20 protein-coding genes are annotated in these 19,970 nt (G+C 72.0%); 16 read left to right on the top strand and 4 right to left on the bottom strand.

What is annotated here, in order from left to right:
- The 4 genes from Q1N79_RS14175 to Q1N79_RS14160 form a co-directional block, all read left to right on the top strand.
- Positions 1-581: GNAT family N-acetyltransferase (locus Q1N79_RS14175; protein ID WP_300609224.1), on the top strand; the 581-nt coding region annotated here is incomplete at its 5' end.
- A complete protein-coding gene (locus Q1N79_RS14170) occupies positions 578-3,046 on the top strand; it encodes a Tex family protein (RefSeq protein ID WP_300609222.1) in 2,469 nt (822 codons plus the stop codon). The genes Q1N79_RS14175 and Q1N79_RS14170, both read left to right, overlap by 4 nt.
- 235 nt (positions 3,047-3,281) lie before the next feature.
- Positions 3,282-3,731, top strand: coding sequence for a pyridoxamine 5'-phosphate oxidase (locus Q1N79_RS14165; RefSeq protein ID WP_300609220.1), 450 nt, complete (start codon positions 3,282-3,284; stop codon positions 3,729-3,731).
- A 26-nt stretch (positions 3,732-3,757) separates the two neighbouring features.
- Entirely contained in the window at positions 3,758-4,642 is an 885-nt protein-coding gene (locus Q1N79_RS14160) for an alpha/beta hydrolase (protein WP_300609218.1), read from the top strand.
- Between the two features lie 30 nt (positions 4,643-4,672).
- Here the strand turns inward: Q1N79_RS14160 and Q1N79_RS14155 are convergent, their stop codons facing one another.
- Entirely contained in the window at positions 4,673-5,488 is an 816-nt protein-coding gene (locus Q1N79_RS14155) for an SAM-dependent methyltransferase (RefSeq protein WP_300609216.1), read from the bottom strand.
- Between the two features lie 23 nt (positions 5,489-5,511).
- Entirely contained in the window at positions 5,512-6,315 is an 804-nt protein-coding gene (locus Q1N79_RS14150; protein ID WP_300609214.1) for an SAM-dependent methyltransferase, read from the bottom strand.
- A 478-nt stretch (positions 6,316-6,793) separates the two neighbouring features.
- Here Q1N79_RS14150 and Q1N79_RS14145 point away from each other — a divergent pair, with 478 nt between their 5' ends.
- Positions 6,794-7,399 (top strand): HIT domain-containing protein, encoded by a 606-nt coding sequence (locus Q1N79_RS14145; protein WP_300609212.1) that lies wholly within the window; start codon positions 6,794-6,796, stop codon positions 7,397-7,399.
- Here the strand turns inward: Q1N79_RS14145 and Q1N79_RS14140 are convergent.
- Positions 7,396-8,289 (bottom strand): hypothetical protein, encoded by an 894-nt coding sequence (locus Q1N79_RS14140; RefSeq protein ID WP_300609210.1) that lies wholly within the window; start codon positions 8,287-8,289, stop codon positions 7,396-7,398. The genes Q1N79_RS14145 and Q1N79_RS14140 overlap by 4 nt on opposite strands.
- Between Q1N79_RS14140 and Q1N79_RS14135 the strand changes: the two genes are divergently transcribed.
- Entirely contained in the window at positions 8,282-8,659 is a 378-nt protein-coding gene (locus tag Q1N79_RS14135) for a hypothetical protein (RefSeq protein WP_300609208.1), read from the top strand. The two genes, Q1N79_RS14140 and Q1N79_RS14135, sit on opposite strands and share 8 nt — an antisense overlap.
- Before the next feature lie 99 nt (positions 8,660-8,758).
- Here the strand turns inward: Q1N79_RS14135 and Q1N79_RS14130 are convergent, their stop codons facing one another.
- A complete protein-coding gene (locus Q1N79_RS14130; protein ID WP_300609206.1) occupies positions 8,759-10,924 on the bottom strand; it encodes an elongation factor G-like protein EF-G2 in 2,166 nt (721 codons plus the stop codon).
- Positions 10,925-11,074: 150 nt separating this feature from the next.
- Between Q1N79_RS14130 and Q1N79_RS14125 the strand changes: the two genes are divergently transcribed.
- From Q1N79_RS14125 to Q1N79_RS14080, 10 genes are all read left to right on the top strand, one after another.
- Positions 11,075-12,865: a phosphatidylinositol mannoside acyltransferase gene (locus Q1N79_RS14125; protein ID WP_300609204.1), complete on the top strand. Its 1,791-nt coding sequence runs from the start codon at positions 11,075-11,077 to the stop codon at positions 12,863-12,865.
- A complete protein-coding gene (locus tag Q1N79_RS14120; RefSeq protein WP_300609202.1) occupies positions 12,781-13,908 on the top strand; it encodes a glycosyltransferase family 4 protein in 1,128 nt (375 codons plus the stop codon). Before Q1N79_RS14125 ends, Q1N79_RS14120 begins: the two co-directional genes overlap by 85 nt.
- A complete protein-coding gene (locus tag Q1N79_RS14115) occupies positions 13,905-14,444 on the top strand; it encodes a hypothetical protein (protein ID WP_300609200.1) in 540 nt (179 codons plus the stop codon). The genes Q1N79_RS14120 and Q1N79_RS14115 overlap by 4 nt, the downstream gene beginning before the upstream one ends.
- 73 nt (positions 14,445-14,517) lie before the next feature.
- Positions 14,518-15,432: a pyridoxal 5'-phosphate synthase lyase subunit PdxS gene (gene pdxS / locus Q1N79_RS14110; RefSeq protein ID WP_300609198.1), complete on the top strand. Its 915-nt coding sequence runs from the start codon at positions 14,518-14,520 to the stop codon at positions 15,430-15,432.
- A 158-nt stretch (positions 15,433-15,590) separates the two neighbouring features.
- On the top strand, positions 15,591-16,175 hold the full coding sequence (gene pdxT / locus Q1N79_RS14105; protein ID WP_300609196.1) for a pyridoxal 5'-phosphate synthase glutaminase subunit PdxT: 585 nt from the start codon (positions 15,591-15,593) through the stop codon (positions 16,173-16,175).
- Positions 16,172-16,924, top strand: a complete 753-nt coding sequence (locus Q1N79_RS14100; protein WP_300609194.1) for a YebC/PmpR family DNA-binding transcriptional regulator — start codon at positions 16,172-16,174, stop codon at positions 16,922-16,924. Before pdxT ends, Q1N79_RS14100 begins: the two co-directional genes overlap by 4 nt.
- Before the next feature lie 18 nt (positions 16,925-16,942).
- Entirely contained in the window at positions 16,943-18,190 is a 1,248-nt protein-coding gene (gene eis / locus Q1N79_RS14095) for a GNAT family N-acetyltransferase (protein ID WP_300609192.1), read from the top strand.
- Between the two features lie 136 nt (positions 18,191-18,326).
- Positions 18,327-18,872, top strand: a complete 546-nt coding sequence (gene ruvC / locus Q1N79_RS14090) for a crossover junction endodeoxyribonuclease RuvC (protein WP_367185070.1) — start codon at positions 18,327-18,329, stop codon at positions 18,870-18,872.
- Positions 18,869-19,480, top strand: a complete 612-nt coding sequence (ruvA, locus tag Q1N79_RS14085) for a Holliday junction branch migration protein RuvA (RefSeq protein WP_300609190.1) — start codon at positions 18,869-18,871, stop codon at positions 19,478-19,480. Before ruvC ends, ruvA begins: the two co-directional genes overlap by 4 nt.
- Positions 19,481-19,566: 86 nt before the next feature.
- The coding region (locus Q1N79_RS14080; RefSeq protein WP_300609226.1) for an AAA family ATPase at positions 19,567-19,970 on the top strand (404 nt) is incomplete at its 3' end.

The following is a 19,970-nucleotide window of genomic DNA, read 5'->3' as shown; positions in this document are numbered from 1 at the left end:
TGGCGGCGGACGCGTTCGCGGCCGCGTGGAGCCAGCGAGCAGGCGTGGCCGTGCGGGTGCACCGCCGCAGCCGGGTGTACCGGCTGGCCGGGACCGTGCCCGAGCACGCGGGGCCGGCGGGACGGTACCGGGTCGCGACCGAGACGGACCGCGCGCTGCTCGTGGAGTGGCTGCGGGCGTTCGGGGCGGAGGTGGGGGAGCTGGCCGCAGCGCCCGCGGCCACCGCCGACGACCTGCTCGGCTACGGCGGCGCGGTCTTCTGGGAGGTCGCCGGCGCCCCGGTGGCGATGGCCGCGCTCACCAGGCTGGTGGCCCAGGCGGTGCGGCTCAGCATGGTGTACACCCCGCCGGACAGCCGGCACAACGGCTACGCGTCCGCGGTGATGCTCGCCGCCAGCCGCGCCTCGCTGGCCGACGGTGCCAGCGAGGTCGTGCTCATCACCGAGACGAACAGGTCGGAGCGGCTGGCGCCGCGGCTCGGCTATGAGCTGATCGGCGAGCGCGCCGTCCTGCGGTTCGGCCCGGCCACAGGTCCCATGCCGCGCCTGCAGACCGGTCCGATGCCGCGCCTGCGATCATGACCGAGCACACGATCGCGCGGATCGCCGCCGAACTCGGCGTCCGCGACGGCCAGGTCGCCGCCGCCGTCGAGCTGCTCGACGGCGGCGCCACGGTCCCTTTCATCGCCCGCTACCGCAAGGAAGCGACAGGGGCGCTCGACGACGCCCAGCTGAGAACCCTTGAGGAGCGGCTGCGCTACCTGCGCGAGCTGGACGAGCGGCGCGACGCGATCCTCGCCTCCATCGCCGAGCAGGGCAAGCTCACCGGCGAGCTCGCGGCGCAGCTCAACGACGCGGACACCAAGGCGCGGCTTGAGGACCTCTACCTCCCCTACAAGCCAAAGCGCAGGACCAAGGCGCAGATCGCCCGCGAGAACGGCCTCGAGCCGCTGGCCGGCCTGCTGCTCGCCAGCCCGGAAACGGACCCGGCCGCCGCGGCCGCCGGCTACCTCGGCGGGAACGTCGCCGACACCGCCGCCGCCCTCGACGGCGCCCGCGCGATCCTCATCGAGCGGTTCGCCGAAGACGCCGACCTCATCGGCCGGCTCCGCGAGCGCATGTGGGGCCGGGGCAGCCTCACGGCCAAGGTCCGCGCGGGCAAGGAAGACGAAGGAAGCAAGTACGCGGACTACTTCGACTTCACCGAACCCTTCGGCCGGCTCAAGGCGCACCGCGTGCTCGCGATGTTCCGCGCAGAAAAGGAGGACATCCTCGACCTCGCCCTCGACCCCGGCGACGAGCTTGGGGACAGTTACGAGCGGCCGATCGCCGAGCGCTTCGGGATCGCGGACAGGGGCCGCCCGGCCGACCGCTGGCTCGCCGACACCGTCCACTGGGCGTGGCGCACCCGCATCCTGGTGCACCTGGGCATCGACCTGCGGATGCGGTTGTGGCAGGCGGCCGAGGCCGAAGCGGTGGACGTGTTCGCCGCCAACGTCAGGGACCTGCTGCTGGCCGCCCCGGCCGGCCAGCGCGCCACGATGGGCCTCGACCCCGGCTACCGGACCGGCGTCAAGGTCGCGGTGGTCGACCAGACCGGCAAGGTCACCGCGACGCACACGATCTACCCGCACGTCCCGCACCACAAGTGGGACGAGTCGCTGCGCATCCTCGCCCAGCTGGCCAGGCAGCACCAGGTCGAGCTGATCGCGATCGGCAACGGCACCGCGTCCCGCGAGACCGACAAGCTCGCCGGCGACCTCATCACGGCCAACCCGGGCCTGAACCTCACCAGGGTCGTCGTCTCCGAGGCCGGCGCCAGCGTCTACTCGGCCTCCGCGTACGCCTCGACCGAGCTCCCCGGACTCGACGTCTCGCTGCGCGGCGCCGTCTCGATCGCCCGGCGGCTGCAGGACCCGCTGGCCGAACTCGTCAAGATCGACCCCAAGTCGATCGGCGTCGGCCAGTACCAGCACGACGTCACCGGCACCAAGCTGGAACGATCACTGGACGCCGTGGTCGAGGACTGCGTGAACGCCGTCGGCGTCGACGTGAACACCGCCTCCCGCCCGCTGCTCGCCAGGGTGTCCGGCATCACCGACGGCCTGGCCGGGGCGATCCTCGCGCGCCGCGACGCCGCCGGCCCCTTCACGACCCGCCAGCAGCTGCTGGACGTGCCGCGGCTCGGCCCCAAGGCGTTCGAGCAGTGCGCCGGGTTCCTGCGCATCCGCGGCGGCGACGACCCCCTCGACTCCTCTGGCGTGCACCCCGAGTCCTACCCGGTCGTCCGGCGCATCCTCGCCGCGACCGGCGCCGACGTGCCCGCCCTCATCGGCAACACCGCGGTCCTGCGCGGCCTGAACCCGGCCGACTTCACCGACGCCGCGTTCGGCCTGCCGACCGTCGGCGACATCCTGCGCGAGCTGGAAAAGCCGGGCCGCGACCCGCGCCCGCGGTTCCAGACCGCCACGTTCGCCGACGGGGTGCACACGCTGGCCGACCTCGAGCCCGGCATGGTGCTCGAGGGCGTGGTGACCAACGTCGCCGCGTTCGGCGCGTTCGTCGACGTCGGAGTCCACCACGACGGCCTGGTGCACGTGTCCGCGATGGCCGCAGGCTACGTCGCCGACCCCCGCTCGGTGGCCAAGCCCGGCGACGTGGTCCGGGTGAAGGTGCTGTCGGTCGACATCCCCAGGCAGCGGATCTCGCTGACCATGCGCCTGCAGGACCCGGCCGACCGCGGTGCAAGCGGCGGCAGGCCCGCACGGGGTTCTCGCCCATCCTCATCCCGAACGAACAGTGCCGCCTCCCCAGCCCCGCCATCTTCCGCCGATGACGGGACCGGCCGCCGCCCCGCCGCCCCCCGCGCGGGCGCCGACCGCAAGAATGCCCCTCCCGCCGGCGACCGCCGCGGCGGTTCTGCGGCAGCGCCGAACAGCGCCATGGCCGACGCCCTCCGCCGCGCCGGCCTGCTGAACGACTCCGGCGCCCCGGGCAACGGCAAGCCCGGCACCACCAAGCCCCGCCGCCGCGACGACCGCGCGTGACGGCCCGCGCCCCCCGCCAGTTTCACTTTGCACACTCTGTGACCATTTAGCGCCCGGAATGCCCGATTTGTCCATGCAAGAAGTGTGCAAGGTGGACGTCAGGGGCTCATGTGACTAGGGAGGTTCCGCGCCCGGCGAACTGCCCGGGCGATCAGCGCGCCGACCGCGGATCGGCGCCTGGCGGTGGGGGCCGCGCGGTGCTCAGGAGCTCACGGCAGCGGGTTGAATGGTCACCGTGGCGGATATCGAGGATTTCAGGCGGCTGATCGCGGGGGACCACGGGCTCGTCGTGGTGTCGACCCTGCGCGCGGACGGGACGATCGCGTCGTCGGTGGTGAACGCGGGCGTGCTGCCGCACCCGGTCACCGGCGCGACCGTGGTCGGCATGGTGATCAGGGGCGGCACGCGCAAGCTGGATCACCTGCGGGCCCGGCCGTACGCGAACGTCGTGGTCAGGGCAGGCTGGCAGTGGGCGGCGGCCGAAGGCGGAGCCGAGCTCGCCGGCCCCGATGACCCGATGCCAGGCGTCGGCGCCGAGCGCCTGCGCCTGCTGCTGCGCGAGATCTTCACCGCGGCGGGCGGCACGCACGAGGACTTCGCGACCTACGACCGGGTGATGCTCGCCGAGCGGCGGACAGCCGTCTTCGTGCACCCCGAGCGTGTCTACGCCAATCCCGGTCAGTGACCGGCCCCGCGGCCTAGGCTGGTCGCGTGAGGATCGAGCGACGGCTGGTCTCGCTGCCAGACGGCCGGGACATCGACGTGCTGACGACGGGTCCAGAAGACGGTCTCCCGCTCGTTGTGCACGGGGGGACCCCGAGCGGCCTCGTCGTCGACACCAGGGTCGCCGCGGCGGCGCGCGAGCGGGGGCTGCGGTACGTGGAGACCGCGCGGCCCGGTTACGAGGGATCGACGCCGCGGCCCGGACGCCGGGTCCGCGACGTCGCGGCCGACGTGGCCGCGGTGCTCGACGCGCTCGGGGCCGGCGCGTTCGTGTCGATTGGCATGTCAGGCGGCGGGCCGCACTCGCTCGCGTGCGCGGCCCTGCTGCCCGGCCGGTGCCTGGCCGCCGCGTCGATCGCCGGGGTGGGACCCTACGGGGTGGCGGGGCTGGACTTCCTGGCCGGGATGGGGCCGGAGAACGTCACCGAGTTCGGCTTCGCGCTGCAGGGCGCGGAGGCGCTCACCCCGTACCTGGAGCGGGAGGCCGAGCCGCTGCGCGAGGTCACGGGAGGCGAGATCGCCGCGGCGCTCGGCGGGCTGATCTCCGGCGCCGACGCGCAGGTGCTGACCGGCGACTTCGCCGCCGAGCTCGCGGCGAGCTGCCGCGCCGCGGTTCGCGAGGGCATCGCCGGCTGGCGGGACGACGACCTGGCGTTCGCGGCTGACTGGGGGTTCAGCCCGGACGCGGTGGCCGGCCGTGCCGCGATCTGGCAGGGCGACCAGGACCGGATGGTCCCGTTCGCGCACGGCCAGTGGCTTGCCGCGCACATCCCCGGCGCCCGGGTGCACCTGGAGCCGGGCGCGGGACACCTCACGATGACCCTCACTGCCATCGACCGCATCCTCGACGACCTGCTCGACCTGGCGCGCTGATCCCCGCCGGGCGTGCCGCGCAGCGAGCGGTCAGGCTCGCGCCACCCCGCCGTAGGTCCAGGCGCGGTCCGCGTTGGCGTCAGGGACGCCGGCGTCCGGCCGCCAGTGGGAGACGAGCACGAGCCCGGGCTCCACAAGTTGCCTGCCGTTGAACATGCGCGCGATGGCGTCCTTGCCGCGGGGTATCCAGATCGCACCGCGTTCGGCCGCCGCCTGCGACGCTGCGTGCGTCCGTTCCGGGGCGAACTCGTCGGTGGAGTGCGAGAGAACGAGGTAACTGCCTGGCGCGAGCGCGGCAAGGTAGCGCGCGGCGATGCCGGCCGGGTCGTCTGCGTCCACGACGCAGTGCAAGGCCGCCACGAACATCAGCCCGACCGGCTCGCTGAAGTCGAGCAGTTCCGCGGCCGCGGCGAGAACCTCATCGACATCCCGCAGGTCCGCCCTGACCACGGTGGTCGCGGCGTCTTCGGCCATCAGCGCCTCGGCGCGCAGGAACACCACGGGGTCGTTGTCGACGTAGACGACGCGGGCGTCCGGGTGACCTTCCTGCGCGATCTCGTGCGTGTTCGGGCTGGTGGGCAGCCCGGTGCCGATGTCGAGAAACTGGCGGATGCCCTCCTCGCGCAGGAACCGGACCGCGCGGACGAGGAAGTCGCGGTTGGCCCGCGAGGAGTCGCGCATCTCCGGCATGATCGTGAGGCCGACCTCGGCCATCTCCCTGTCGGCGGCGAAGTTATCCTTGCCGCCGAGCATGTAGTCGTACACGCGCGCCGGGTGCGGGATGTCCGTGCGAATGCCCAGCGCCGTCCAGCTGTCACGGCGCTCCTGGTCGTCCTGTTGGGTCATCTACTGCTTCTCCGGGAAAATCCCTAGATAGTCGCCACGCCGCCGTACGCCCAGACCCGGTCCGCGTTGGACTGGGGCCGGCCGCCTTCCGGACGCCAGTAGGAGACGAGCACAAGCCCTGGCTCGACCAGCGGCAGCCCGTGGAACATGTGCTCGATCGCCGGCTTCCCGCGGGGGACGAACACCGCGCCGCTGCGGGCGGCTATCTCCGAGTTCGCCCGCATCTTCTCCGGCCCGAACTCGCCGGTCCCGTGCGACAGGACAAGGTAGCTGCCCGGCACCAGCGGCGCCAGGTAGCGCGTGACGAGGCCTGCCGGGTCATCGTCGTCGGGAATGTGGTGCAGGACGCCGATAAGCATGAGCGCGACCGGCTGGCTGAAGTCGAGCAGCTCGCCCGCCTTGGCAAGGACCGTATCGACGTCCCTGAGGTCGGCGAGGACGGCCATCGTGGTGCTGTTCTTCGCCATGAGCGCCTCGGCGTGCGAGAACACCACCGGGTCATGATCGACGTAAACGACACGGGCGTCCGGATGGTCCTCTTGCGCGACCTCATGCACGTTGGGGCTGGTGGGAAGCCCGGTGCCGATGTCGAGAAATTGGCGGATTCCGTTGTCCCTGAGGAACCCGACCGCGCGGGCGAGGAATTGCCGATTGCCGCGCGCCGTGTCCACGATCTCGGGAACGACCCGGCGTACCGCCTCAGCGGTTTCCCTGTCGACGGCGAAATTGTCCTTGCCGCCAAGCCAATAGTCGTAGACCCGGGCCGGGTGCGGGATGTCGGTGCGGATCGTGTTCCCGTTGTCGGCCGGCTGGCCTGATTCGGTCATCGGTTTCCTCAGTCGGAATGGGTGTACACGTTGATCCTAGGCCGGCGAGGCGGTCGAGTCTTCACTTCGGCGGCAGGTTCTGGCGAACGTAACAAATGGCCCATTGGCCCGCGTCTGGCGGGGGCTGGAAGAGCCGCCACGGACCGTTCGGGATGATGAATGGCGGCAACCGTCGCGGGCCCCAGCGGTCACACGCCGACGGGGGGCGCTTCGCGTTATTTGTCGCGACCCGCATCCGGGACTTCCGAGCCCCAGACCATGATCGCTAAGACTTTTCGCACCTGTAGGTGCAAAATCTCTACTCAATAAAAAAGTCTTCGCAATAATTGACTCTACCAGGGCTCTGGCACCACTTCGTCCCGCCGGCGCAGCACTGTCATCGCTGGCAAAGCGGCATCGGCCCGAGCGGTGCTCATGGCGGGCAAAGGGGACCGGACTCGCGCGCGGCTGCCCGCGGGCACCGATAGCATCGACAGGTATGAGCGTGCCGCCTGGGCCGTCGGTGCCGCCTTCGCGGCCCTCGCCGCCTGAACCGAATCCGGACCTGCCCGCCGAGGCCTGCCTGGCCATCGGCGTGCCCGACGCGTTCGGACGGCTGTGGACTCCGCACCGGCTCGCCTACATCCAGGGGGCGGGAAAGCCGGCCGGCCCCGGTGCGGACGAAGGCTGCCCGTTCTGCGTCGCCCCGACGCTGTCGGACGAGGAGGCGCTCATCGTCGCGCGCGGGTCGCTGGTGTACGCGATCCTCAACATCTACCCGTACAACAGCGGGCACGTGCTGGTCTGCCCGTACCGGCACCTGGCCGATTACACGGAGCTGTCCGTGGCCGAGGCGGCCGAGTTCGGCGACTACACCAGGCGCGCGATCCTGGCGCTGCGCGCAGCGTCAGGACCGCACGGTTTCAACATCGGGATGAACCTCGGCTCTGTCGCTGGCGCCGGGATCGCCGCGCACCTGCACCAGCACGTGGTGCCCCGCTGGGGCGGCGACACCAACTTCATGCCGGTGGTCGGCCGCACCCGCGTGCTGCCCCAACTGCTCGCCGACACGCGCAAGCTGCTCGCCGACGCCTGGCCCGGCTAGAAGCTCACGACCTGCCAGGCCGCGCCGCCGTCGCTGGTGAGCAGCAGCTGGCCGGGGCGTCCCTCGCTGTTGGGGTCGCTGATCGCCGGCCCGTGCACGACCACGCCGTCGCTTGTGGTGGTGAAGCCCAGGTCGTTGAAGCCCGCGCCGCCGTCGCCCACGTAATAGGCGGTGGTCCAGCTCGCGCCGCCGTTACCTGAGTAGTACAGCTCGCTCGCGCCGCTTGCCGCGGCGACCACGAGCTGGTCGGGGTTGGCGGCGGAGATGCCGATCGGGTCACCGCCGAGTGGTGCCGTCCCGGCCTTCGCCCAGGTCGCCCCGAGGTCGCTGCTGACGTACACGGTCTTTTCCACCGACCCCATGGCGGCCCCGCCGGCGCACAGCAGCGCGAGCCCGTCCGGGCTGGTCACCGCGGCCGCCGTTGGCGTCCCCACCGCTGGCGTGGTGCAGGGGAGGGCGTGCGTGGCGATGCTGAGCCCGCCGTTGCCCGTGACGATCACGCTGCTGCCGTCGAGCACCGCGGCCACCTGGCCCTGCGTCGCGATCGTGTGCGGGCCGCTGACCTGCGTGACCGCCTGCCACGCGCCGCCCGATAGCGGCTGGCGCCACAAGGTGCCTGCCTGCGCGCTGCCGCCGGACGCGGTGAGCGCGAGGACCTGGCTGTCGATCACCTCAAGATCAAGTATCGAGCCCTGCGGGCTGGCGACCGCGGTCCACCGCTGACCGCCGTCGGTCGTCTCCCACAGCCCGTTGCCGAACACGAACCCGACCTGCGGGTTGGCGAAGCGGATGCCCCACACGGCCGCCCCGGTGCTTGTGGATGCCTGCCCAAGCGGCACGACGGGTGCGGGCAGCCCGACCCAGCTGGCGCCCCGGTCCAGCGTGCGCACGATCGACGTGCACGGCGCGTTCGAGCACGGCGCCGTGCCCAGGACGAACGCCTCCTGCGTGGAAACAAACGTGACCGACGTGGCCGTGAACCCGGTCGGCACAGGACCGCCGGCCGGCACGGACGTGGCGGGTGCGGTGGACGGGGCCGTCGCCGTCGGCGTGGCACTGGCCGTGCTCGTCGTGGGCGTCGGTGCCGCCGCCGGCGTGGTGCTCGTGCCGCTGCTCGCACCGGAGTGCGCAGAGCCGCAGCCGGACACCGCAAAAATAGCCAACAGGACGCCAGACAGGAGCGCGAGCCCCGGTCGTGACGTGCGCAATGGTGGCCGCATGGGATCCCCCTTGTCGCCGCCGGTCACCGGGTCCCGCTGACCGCTTCGCCCGGTGACCGGATTGAGGTATTTCCTTACGGCGTCAAAGACGTAAACGGCACGCCTCTGGTTGGGGGACTTCCGTCGTTTTCCCGCGCGCTTAGTCGGGCCGGGAGTCGGCGGCCACCTTGGCGGCCAGGTGGTTGGGCAGCGGTTCGTGGCGCAGGTACCCGCGGGTGAAGGACCCGGTGCCATGCGAGACCGAGCGCAGGTCGATCGAGTACCTGATGATCTCGAGCTCGGGGACCTCCGCCCGGATCAGCGTCCGCCCGATCCCCACGGGCTCGGTGCCAAGGACGCGTCCGCGCCTGCCGGACAAGTCCGACATGACCGCGCCGACGTAGTCGTCAGGCACGAGGATGGAGACCTCGTCGACCGGCTCGAGCAGCATCGGCACGGCCTTTTCCGCCGCGTCCTTCAGCGCCGCGCGCCCGGCCTTCTGGAACGCCATGTCAGAAGAGTCGACCGAATGCGCCTTCCCGTCGAACAGCGTCACCCGGACGCCGGTCATCGGGTAGCCGGCCAGCACGCCCTGCTCCAGCTGGGCGCGGACGCCTTTTTCGACCGAAGGGATGAACTGGCGCGGCACCACGCCGCCGACGATCTTGTCCACGAACTCGAAGCCGGAGGCCTCAGGCAGCGGCTCCACCTCGATCTGGCAGATCCCGTACTCGCCGTGCCCGCCGGTTTGCTTGACGTTGCGCCCGAGCCCGCGCGCCGAGGCGGAGATCGTCTCGCGCAGCGGCACCCGCAGGTCGACGGTGTTCACCGACACGCCGTACCGCGACGTCAGCCGGTCGAGCAGCACGTCGGCGTGCGCCTCGCCCATGCACCACAGCACGAGCTGGCGGGTCTCGGCGTTCATCTCCAGGCGCATCGTCGGGTCCTCGGCGACCAGCCGGGACAGGGCGGCCGACAGCTTGTCCTCATCGGCCTTGGACTTGGCGACGATCGCGACTGGCAGCAGCGGCTCAGGCATCGTCCACGGCTCCATCAGCAGCGGCCGCTCCTTGTCTGACAGGGTGTCCCCGGTCTCGGCGGTGCTGAGCTTGGCGACCGCGCAGATGTTCCCCGCGGCACAGGAGGCCAGCGGCCGCTGCTGCTTGCCCAGGGGCGAGGTGAGGGCCCCGATCCGCTCGTCGTTGTCGTGGTCGGGGTGCCCGCGCACGACCCGCCCGTGCCCGGAGACGTGCACGGTCGCGTCAGGGCGCAGCGTGCCTGAGAAGACCCGGACCAGGCTGATCCGCCCGACATACGGGTCGGAGGTGGTCTTGACGACCTCGGCGAGCAGCGGCCCGCCTGGGTCGCAGGACAGCCCGGAGACGGGCTTTCCTTCGGGCGTGGCGACCGGCGGCAGCGGGTGCTCAAGCGGCGAGGGGAACGCCTCGGTCATCACCTCGATCAGCTCCGCCATGCCGATCCCGGCGGGGGAGGCGATGGCGAGCACCGGGTAGAAGCTGCCGCGGGCCACCGCCTTCTCCAGGTCCTCGATGAGGATCCCCGGGTCGATGTCCTCACCGGACAGGTACCGGTCCATGAGGGTCTCGTCTTCGCTTTCCGTGATGATGCCCTCGATCAGCTCGCCGCGCAGTTCCGCCATGCGGGAGGCGTCGGATTCTGACGGCGACGCCGCGACGCGCGAACCGCTTGAGTAGTCGTAGAAGTTCTGGGACAGCAGCCCGATCAGCCCGCTGACACCCGACCCCGACGGGCCTGGCACCGGCAGGTACAGCGGCGCGACCGCGTCGCCGAACGCCGCGCGGCACGCGTCAAGGGCGGCGGCGAAGTCCGCCCGCTGGTGATCGATCTTGGTGATGACGACGGCGCGCGGCATCGCGACGGCCGCGCACTCGTCCCAGAGCATCCGCGTGACGCCGTCCACGCCGTCGGTCGCGGAGACGACGAACAGCGCCGAGTCGGCCGCCCGCAGTCCGGCCCGCAGGTCGCCGATGAAGTCGGCGTAGCCGGGCGTGTCGAGCAGGTTCACCGTGACCTTGCCGACCGTCATCGGCTCCACGGTCAGGTTCACCGACCGCTGCTGCCGGATTTCCACTTCGTCGAAGTCGCTGGCCGTCGAGCCTTCCTCTATCCGGCCCGGGCGCTGAATCGTTCCCGTGTAGCCAAGCAGGGCCTCGACGAGTGTCGTCTTCCCGCTGCCCGAATGGCCGACCAGCACGACGTTCCGCACGCCTTCCGGCTGGCCGGCCGCGGGTACCCTGCCGCTGGCCTGGCCGGCTGCGCTTCCCGCGCCCGTAGTGTCCGTCACTCCCGTCGCCTCCTTGCGGTGGTTGAGCGGTGGTTTGAGCCGCCGTCCTCAAAGACTGAACCCGACGGCTGCGTTACCACAAGCCCCACGGCAAGAATCCGCTAGGTGGCCGGGGAGTGACGGGGGAGGACGGGGAAGAAGGCGTGGTTGGTGACAAGTAAGATCTTGACGGCCATGCTGAACTTCCTCCGCCCCGCTTTCGCCCGCCTGTTCAACCCGGTGGTCCAGGCGCTCGCTCGCACGCCGGTCACGCCGAACATGATCACGGTGGCCGGCACGGTCGGGGTTTCCGCCAGCGCGCTCGCGCTGTTCCCGATCGGCGAGCTGTTCCCCGGCACCGCCTCCGCCGCGGTGTTCGTCTTCACCGACATGCTCGACGGGATGCTCGCGCGGGTCAAAGGCGACAGCGGCCGGTGGGGGGCGTTCCTTGACTCGACGATGGACCGGGTGGGGGACGCCGCGGTGTTCGGCGGCATCACGATCTGGTTCATCCGCGATCCCGCCGACCACCTGCTCGCCGTGGTGTCGCTGTTCTGCCTGGTGTGCGGGCTGTGCGTGTCGTACGTCAAGGCGAGGGCGCAGGGCCTCGGGCTCACGTGCGACGTCGGCCTCATCGAGCGGCCCGAGCGGCTGCTCATCGGGCTGACCTCGATCGGGCTGTCCGGGCTTGGCGTGCCGTACGTGCTGCCCATCGGGCTGTGGACGCTCGCGGCGGGCAGCCTGTTCACCCTGTGTCAGCGGATGCGCGCGGTATACCTGGACGCAAGGACCACCGCGGAGACCACCGCGGAGACCGCCGCGCGGACCGCCGCGGAGACCGCCGCGCGGACCACCGCGGACGCGGCCGCGGAAAGCGAGAAAGGCTTAGGGAGCGGAGCGTTGCTGACTGTGCTGCGGGAGCGGCTGACCGGCCTGGCGTTCGGCGCCGGCTGGACGTTGATGTGCCGGCTGCCTGAGTCCTGGGCGCGCGCGCTGTTCATGGCCGGCGCGGACATCGCCTGGCGGCGCCAGGGCCACGGCGTGCAGGTCCTCGAAGGAAATCTAGTCCGGGTGATCAGAACGAACGGCGGCGGCTCTCCCGGGGACACCGACATCGACGGCAAGGAGCTGCGGACGCTGTCGCGCGCGGTGCTGCGGTCCTACGCCAGGTACTACATGGAGGCGTTCCGGCTGCAGGTCATACCGCGGCAGCGGATCATTGACGGAATGCACGTCGACCGTCCCAATGTCGACCTGACCCTGGAGCACCTGAAGAACGGCCGCGGCGTGATCTACGCGCTGCCCCACATGGGCGACTTCGAGCAGGCGGGCCTCTGGATCAACCTCGCCGGGGCAGGCTCGTTCACCACCGTGGCCGAACGGCTCAGGCCCGAGTCGGTGTACGAGCGGTTCCTCGAGTTCCGGCGCAGCCTGGGCATGGAGGTGCTGCCGACGACCGGCGGCCCGCACCCGTTCGGCGTGATGGCGCAGCGGCTGCGCGCAGGGAAGCTGGTCTGCATCGTCGCCGACAGGGACCTGTCCGACACCGGCGTCGAGGTCGACTTCTTCGGCGAGAAGGCCCTGCTGCCGGCCGGGCCTGCCGCGCTCGCCGTGCAGACCGGCGCGGCGCTGATGCCCGTCTCCTGCTGGTTCGCCGGCGACACCGAGTGGGGCGCCCACGTGTACGACGAGATACCCGTGCCGCAGGCGGGCGACCGCAAGGAGAAGGTGGCCGCGATGACCCAGCAGCTCGCCGCGGTCTTCGAGCAGGGGATCACGGAGCATCCGACCGACTGGCACATGCTGCAGCGGGTGTTCGTCGCCGACCTGGACCTGGAGCGCCTGGCGAACAGCCGCACCAAGAACGGGAGCGGGTTATGCGGATCGGCATCGCCTGTCCTTACTCCCTGGACGTCCCCGGCGGGGTGCAGCAGCACGTCAGGGACCTGGCCGGGGCGCTGATCGGGCTCGGGCACGACGTCTCTGTGATCGCGCCTGCCGACGACGACAAGCCGCTCCCGTCCTACGTGGTCCCGGCGGGCAAGGCGGTGCCGGTGCCCTACAACGGGTCGGTGGCGCGGCTGGCCTTCGGGCCGCTGTCGGTGAGCCGGGTCCGCCGCTGGGTGCGCGACGGCGACTTCGATGTCCTGCACGTGCACGAGCCGGCGGTTCCCAGCGTGTCGCTGCTGGCCTGCTGGGTGGCCGCCGGGCCGATCGTGGCGACCGTGCACACGGCGATGCCGCGCTCCCGCGTGCTGCTGGCCGCCCAGCCGGTGCTGCGCAGCGCGCTTGAGAAGATCGACGGCCGGATCGCGGTGTCCGAGGCGGCGCGCACGACGCTGGTCGAGCACCTCGGCGGCGACGCGGTGCTCATCCCGAACGGCGTCGCCACGCGGCGCTACCGTCATGCCAACCCGCTGGCAGGCTGGCCGGGAGAAGGCGGCGCGATCGGCTTCCTCGGCCGGATGGACGAGCCCCGCAAGGGCCTGTCGGTGCTGCTCAAGGCCTTCGAGATCCTCGCCGCGCAGCACGCGGGGCTGCGGCTGCTCATCGCCGGCCCTGGCGACGCCGACGCGGCGAGCCAGAAGCTGCCCGCGGACATCCGCGCCAGGGCGCTGTTCCTCGGCGAGGTCACCGAGGAGGACAAGATCCGCGTCCTGCACTCGGTCGATGTGTTCTGCTCGCCGAACACAGGCGGCGAATCCTTCGGCATCGTCACCGCCGAGGCGATGGCGGCCGGCGTGCCGATCGTCGCCAGCGACATCCCGGCGTTCCGCCAGGTGCTGCGCGGCGGCAGCGCGGGCGAGCTGTTCGCCGCGGGGGATGCCGCCGCGCTGGCGGCGGCCGCGGCCCGGCTGCTCGACGACCCGGCGCGGCGCGCCGAGCTGTCGGTGGCCGCGCTCGACGCGGTGGCCAGCTACGACTGGGATGTGGTCGCGCGGGACGTCGTCAGCGTCTACGAGACCGTGGTCCTCGGCCGCGCCACCGTCGGGGTGGCCCAATGACGTGGACCTTTATCGTCTTGATCCTGCTCGCCCTGGTGCTCTGGGGCTTTTACGTCTCCTGGCGGGCCGGCCGGCTGGACCGGATGCACAACCGTGTCGAGGCCGCGCGCACCGCGCTCGACCTGGCGATGGTGCGGCGCAGCTCGTCGGCCGCCGAGCTGGCGTCGTCGGGGCTGCTTGACCCGGCGGCCAGCCTGCTGCTCGCGTCCGCGGTGCTCCGCGCCAAGGAGTCCGACCAGGCGCAGCGTGACCTCGCGGAAAGCGACCTGACCCGCGCGCTGCGCGCGACAGTCGGCCAGCCAGGCTTCCTGGCCGAACTCGAGGGCAAGGACGGCGCCGCCGAGCTGCTCGCCGAGGTGGATGCGTCCGCGCACCAGGTGTTCATCGCGCGCAAGTTCTACAACGACGTGGCCGCCCGGACGATCGACGCCAGGCGGCGCCCGCTCGTGCGGGTGTTCCGGCTGGCCGGGAACGCGCCTGCGCCCGAGTTCTTCGAGATGGACGACTTGCTCGGCGACGGTGCGGGTGTGGGCTGACCAGCGGACCAGCCGACCCCCTGATACCCGGATACGATGTAAACGAGCATGTTCGCACCAGGAGGTCTTTGACATGTCCACTGTCGACAATCCGACGCACCCCGCCGCGCAGACGGGCACCGCACGGGTGAAGCGGGGCATGGCGGAGATGCTCAAGGGCGGCGTGATCATGGACGTCGTGACGCCTGACCAGGCCAAGATCGCCGAAGACGCCGGCGCGGTCGCGGTCATGGCGCTCGAGCGGGTGCCCGCGGACATCCGCGCGCAGGGCGGCGTGGCGCGGATGAGCGACCCGGACATGATCGAGAAGATCATCAGCGCGGTGTCCATCCCCGTCATGGCCAAGTGCCGGATCGGCCACTTCGCGGAGGCCCAGGTGCTGCAGGCGATCGGCGTCGACTACATCGACGAGTCCGAGGTGCTGACGCCGGCCGACGAGGCCCACCACGTGGACAAGTGGAAGTTCACCGTGCCGTTCGTCTGCGGCGCGACCAACCTGGGCGAGGCGCTGCGCCGGATCGGTGAGGGCGCGGCGATGATCCGCTCCAAGGGCGAGGCAGGCACCGGCAACGTGGTGGAGGCCACCAGGCACATGCGCTCGCTGAGCCAGGGGATCCGCCGCCTGGCGAGCCTGCCCGCCGACGAGCTGTTCACCGCCGCCAAGGACCTTCAGGCGCCGTATGACCTGGTCGCCGAGGTGGCGAAGGCCGGGAAGCTGCCGGTCGTGCTGTTCACCGCCGGGGGCATCGCCACCCCCGCCGACGCGGCGATGATGATGCAGCTTGGCGCCGAGGGCGTCTTCGTCGGCTCCGGCATCTTCAAGTCGGGCGACCCGGCCAAGCGCGCCGCCGCGATCGTCAAGGCGACGACGTTCTACGACGACCCCGACGTGATCGCGAAGGTCTCCCGCGGGCTCGGCGAGGCGATGGTCGGCATCAACCTCGACACGCTCCCCGCCGAACAGCACTACGCGGGCCGCGGCTGGTAGCCGCGACCGGCCGCCCCGCCCGCCGCCACGGCCGCCCCGCCCGCCCCCTGCCCGGGAAGAGCGGCCTCCGTTACGGTGTTGCACAAGACGATCCTCTGACCGCGGCGGCGCTGACGCGCGCCTTCAGCCGGGCAGAGGCCGACGAGGAGGACCCGACCGTGCCGCTCATTGGCGTACTCGCCTTGCAGGGCGACGTCCGCGAGCACCTGCGCGCGCTCGACGAGGCCGGCGCGCGGGCCTGCCCGGTGCGCCGCCTCAACGAGCTGGAGTCGGTGGACGGCCTGGTGATCCCGGGCGGGGAGTCGACCACGCTGTGGCGGCTCGCCGTCGCCTTCGACCTGCTCGACCCGCTGCGCAAGCTGATCGCGGGCGGACTTCCCGCGTTCGGCTCGTGCGCCGGGATGATCATGCTCGCCGACCGCCTGCGCGACGGCGCCGGCGGGCAGCAGACGTTCGGCGGCATCGACATGACCGTGCGCCGCAACGCGTTCGGCCGCCAGGTCGACTCGTTCGAGCGCCCGGTCGGCGTGGCCGGCCTGGACGGCGCGCCGTTCCACGCGGTGTTCATCCGCGCGCCGTGGGTGGAGCAGGCCGGGCCTGGCGTCCGCGTGCTCGGCCGCGACGAAGGTAGGATCGTCGCCGTCCGGCAGGGGGTCTTGCTCGCCACCGCGTTCCACCCGGAACTGACTCCGGACCGGCGCATTCACGAGCTTTTCGTTTCGATGGTGAAGGGAACGTCATGAGCGGCCACTCCAAGTGGGCCACCACCAAGCACAAGAAGGCGGTGGTCGACGCCAAGCGCGGCAAGCTGTTCGCCAAGCTGATCAAGAACGTCGAGGTGGCCGCGCGCACCGGCGGCGGTGACCCGGCGGGGAACCCGACCCTGTACGACGCCATCCAGAAGGCCAAGAAGAACTCGGTGCCCAACGACAACATCGACCGCGCGATCCGCCGCGGATCCGGCCAGGAAGCGGGCGGCGCCCAGTACGAGACGATCACCTACGAGGGGTACGGCCCCGGCGGGGTCGCGGTGCTCGTGCAGTGCCTCACCGACAACAGGAACCGGGCCGCCTCCGACGTGCGGGTCGCGTTCACCCGCAACGGCGGGTCGATGGCCGACCCCGGCTCGGTGTCTTACCTGTTCAGCCGCAAGGGCGTCGTCCTTGTCAGCAAGAGCAGGACGCTGACGGAAGACGACGTGCTCGCCGCCGTCCTCGACGCGGGCGCCGAGGAGGTCAACGACCTCGGCGACTCCTTCGAGATCGTCTCGGAGCCTGGCGACATGGTGGCCGTCCGCACCGCGCTGCAGAACGCGGGGATCGACTACGAGTCCGCCGACGCGGCGTTCCTGCCGAGCGTGGAGATCGAGCTTGACGAGGAGCAGGCCAAGCGCGTCTTCAAGATGATCGACGCGCTCGAGGACTCCGACGACGTGCAGGACGTGTACGCGAACTACTCGGTGCCCGACGACATCATCGAGAAGATCGGCTGACCGGCTAGGGTTAGCCGGGTGACCGGCCTGCAGATCCGCCCGCTGACGCCGGAGGACGATATCGACGCCCAGGTCGATCTCGGGCAGCGGGCGTTCGGCCCGATGTCGCCGGCGCAGCGGCTGAACTGGATCCACACCGCCACCCTGCGCATCAGGCAGGGCACCTTCCTCGGCGCGTTCGTCGGCGGGCGCCCGGCGGGCGCGGCCGCCTTCCACGACATGCGCCAGTGGTGGCACGGCCGCGGCATGCCGAGCGCCGGCGTGGCGAGCGTGAAGGTCGCCCCCGAGCACCGCGGGAACGGCATCGGCCGCCTGCTCATGACCGCGCTGCTCGACCTGATCGCCGAGCGCGGCTACCCGGTCTCGTCGCTCTACCCGGCGACCATGCCCCTCTACCGTTCGCTGGGCTGGGAGCTCGCGGGCAGCAGGTACATGGCCGCGGTCCCGGCACGCTCGCTGCGCACGCTCACGGCCCCCGACGTCGCCTCCGGCACCGGAGCCGCACGCGGGGCGGTGGAGGTACGCCGGGCCGGGCCAGCCGACGCCGCCGAGGTCAACGAGATCATCGCCCGCTGCCACGAGACGGCACACGACAGCGGCCCGCTCACCTGGGACCTCGAGCCCGCCGCGCACTGGCTGGCGCGCGCGGACATGTACGGCTACCTCACCGGCGACGGCTTCGCCGCCTACCGCTGGCAGGGCGGCAACGAGGAACTGTTCGTCGAGCGCGTGCACGCCGCGACCCCCGAAGCCGTGCGCGCCCTCTGGTCCGTCATCGCCTCGCACTCCTCGATCGCCCGCACGGTCCGGGTCCGGATCGCCCCCGCCGACCCGCTCTGGTGGCTCACCCGCGAGCGCGACGTCTCCGGCGCCAGCCGCTGGATGTGGATGCTGCGCGTGGTCGACGCGCCCGCCGCGATCGCCGCCCGCGGCTTCCCTGCCGGGGTCTGCCTGACCGTCCCGCTTGTGATCACCGACCACGCGCGCCCCGCCAACTCGGGCCGCTGGGACCTGACCGTCAGCGAGGGCACGGGAACACTTATGCCGAACGATCCCGGCTTCCTCTCCAGCCCCGCCCCCTCCGCCGCCGGTGCCGCGCCCGCCGCCCCCCTCGCGCTGGGCGCGCGCGGCCTGGCCGCCCTGTACGCCGGCACCCCGGTCGCGACGCTGCGCCTCGCGGGCCTCGCCGCCGGCGGCGCGCCGGCGGCGGACGCCGCCCTCGACGCCGCCTTCGCGGCAACCCCCTACATGGTCGACGACTTCTGACCGGCGGCCGGCCGACACGCGGCCGGAGTGCGGGACAGCGGCGTGCCCGGACGGTAGGGTCGCCCGTAGCGAACAGATGTTCGCCGACGGCAAGCGGATGGGCGGTACAGGCGATGAGGCGGTTCGCGCGGTGACGCTGTATCCTCCCCGTCGCACCCGGGTGCTCGGCGTCGACCCCGGCCTGACCAAGTGCGGCCTCGGCGTGGTGGAGGGCGTGCCGGGCCGGCCGCCCGGCCTGGTGGCGGTCGGCGTGGTGCGCACCGCGGCGCAGGACGACATCGCGGCCCGGCTGCTGGCGGTCGAGCGGGAGATCGACCGCTGGCTGACCGAGTACCGGCCGGACACGGTGGCGGTGGAGCGCGTGTTCAGCCAGCGCAACGTGCGGACCGTGATGGGCACCGCGCAGGCGGGCGCCGTGGCGATCCTGTGCGCCGCGCGGCGCGGGCTGCCGGTGGCTTTGCACACGCCGAGCGAGGTCAAGGCGGCCGTGACGGGCAACGGCCGGGCCGGCAAGGACCAGGTGACGACGATGGTGATGCGGCTGCTGCGGATGCCCGAGCGGCCCCGGCCTGCGGACGCCGCCGACGCGCTCGCCCTCGCCATCTGCCATCTGTGGCGGAGCGCGATCGCGGCGCCTGCCGTCGCGGCCGGGCAACTGAGCACGAGCGGAGGCGGCACGTGATCGCGCACCTGAACGGGACAGTGGCCGGGGTCGGCCCCGACGGGGCGGTCATCGACGTCGGCGGGGTGGGGCTGCGGGTGCAGTGCACGCCCGACACGCTCGCGGCGCTGAAACCCGGCGAGCCCGCCCTGGTGGCGACCGCGCTGATCGTCAGGGAGGACTCGCTGACCCTGTTCGGGTTCGGCAGCGAGGATGAGCGGAACGTGTTCGAGTTGCTGCAGACGGCGAGCGGGATCGGGCCGCGGCTCGCCCTCGCGATGCTGGCCGTGCACTCCCCTGACGCGCTGCGCCGCGCGGTCGCGACCGAAGACCTGAACGCGCTCACCATCGTGCCCGGCATCGGGAGGAAGGGCGCGCAGCGGATCGTGCTCGAGCTGAAGGACCGCCTCGGCGCGCCAGGGGAGTTCGCCGCGGGCCCCGCCGCCCCGCCGCGGGCGGCCGCGCCGTCCTGGCGGGAGCAGGTGCAGTCCGGGCTGACCAACCTGGGCTGGTCGGCCCGCGAGGCCGACGCGGCCATCGCCGCCGTCGAGGCGGAATCCGATGGCGAGCAGGCGCCCGACGTGGCCGGCGCGCTGCGCGCCGCGCTGCGGAAGCTGAGCAAGCCGTGACCGAAGCAGGCGACGCCCTCGCGCGGGCCGAGGAAACCGAACTCGCGCGGCGGGCGCGCCCCTTCGCCGACGGCGTCGTCTCCCCGCTGGCGGACAGCGACGAGCGGGCGATCGAGGGCGCGCTGCGGCCCAAGCGGCTGGCGGACTTCGTCGGCCAGGGGCGGGTCCGCGAGCAGCTGTCCCTGCTGCTGCGCAGCGCGCTGCGCCGCGGCAGGCCGCCGGACCACGTGCTGCTGTCCGGCCCGCCCGGCCTCGGCAAGACCACGATCGCGATGATCATCGCCGCCGAGCTCGGCGCGCCGATGCGGATCACCTCAGGGCCCGCGATCGAGCGGTCAGGCGACCTGGCCGCCGTGCTGTCCACGCTGCACGAGGGCGAGGTCGTGTTCATCGACGAGATCCACCGGCTCGCCCGCCCGGCCGAGGAGATGCTGTACCTGGCGATGGAGGACTTCCGCGTCGACATCGTGGTGGGGAAGGGGCCGGGGGC

This window comes from Trebonia sp. (genome assembly GCF_030042015.1).
Taxonomy (GTDB): domain Bacteria; phylum Actinomycetota; class Actinomycetes; order Streptosporangiales; family Streptosporangiaceae; genus Trebonia.
The sequence above is the reverse complement of the archived record's forward strand: the minus strand, read 5'-3'. Positions and strand labels throughout refer to the sequence as shown.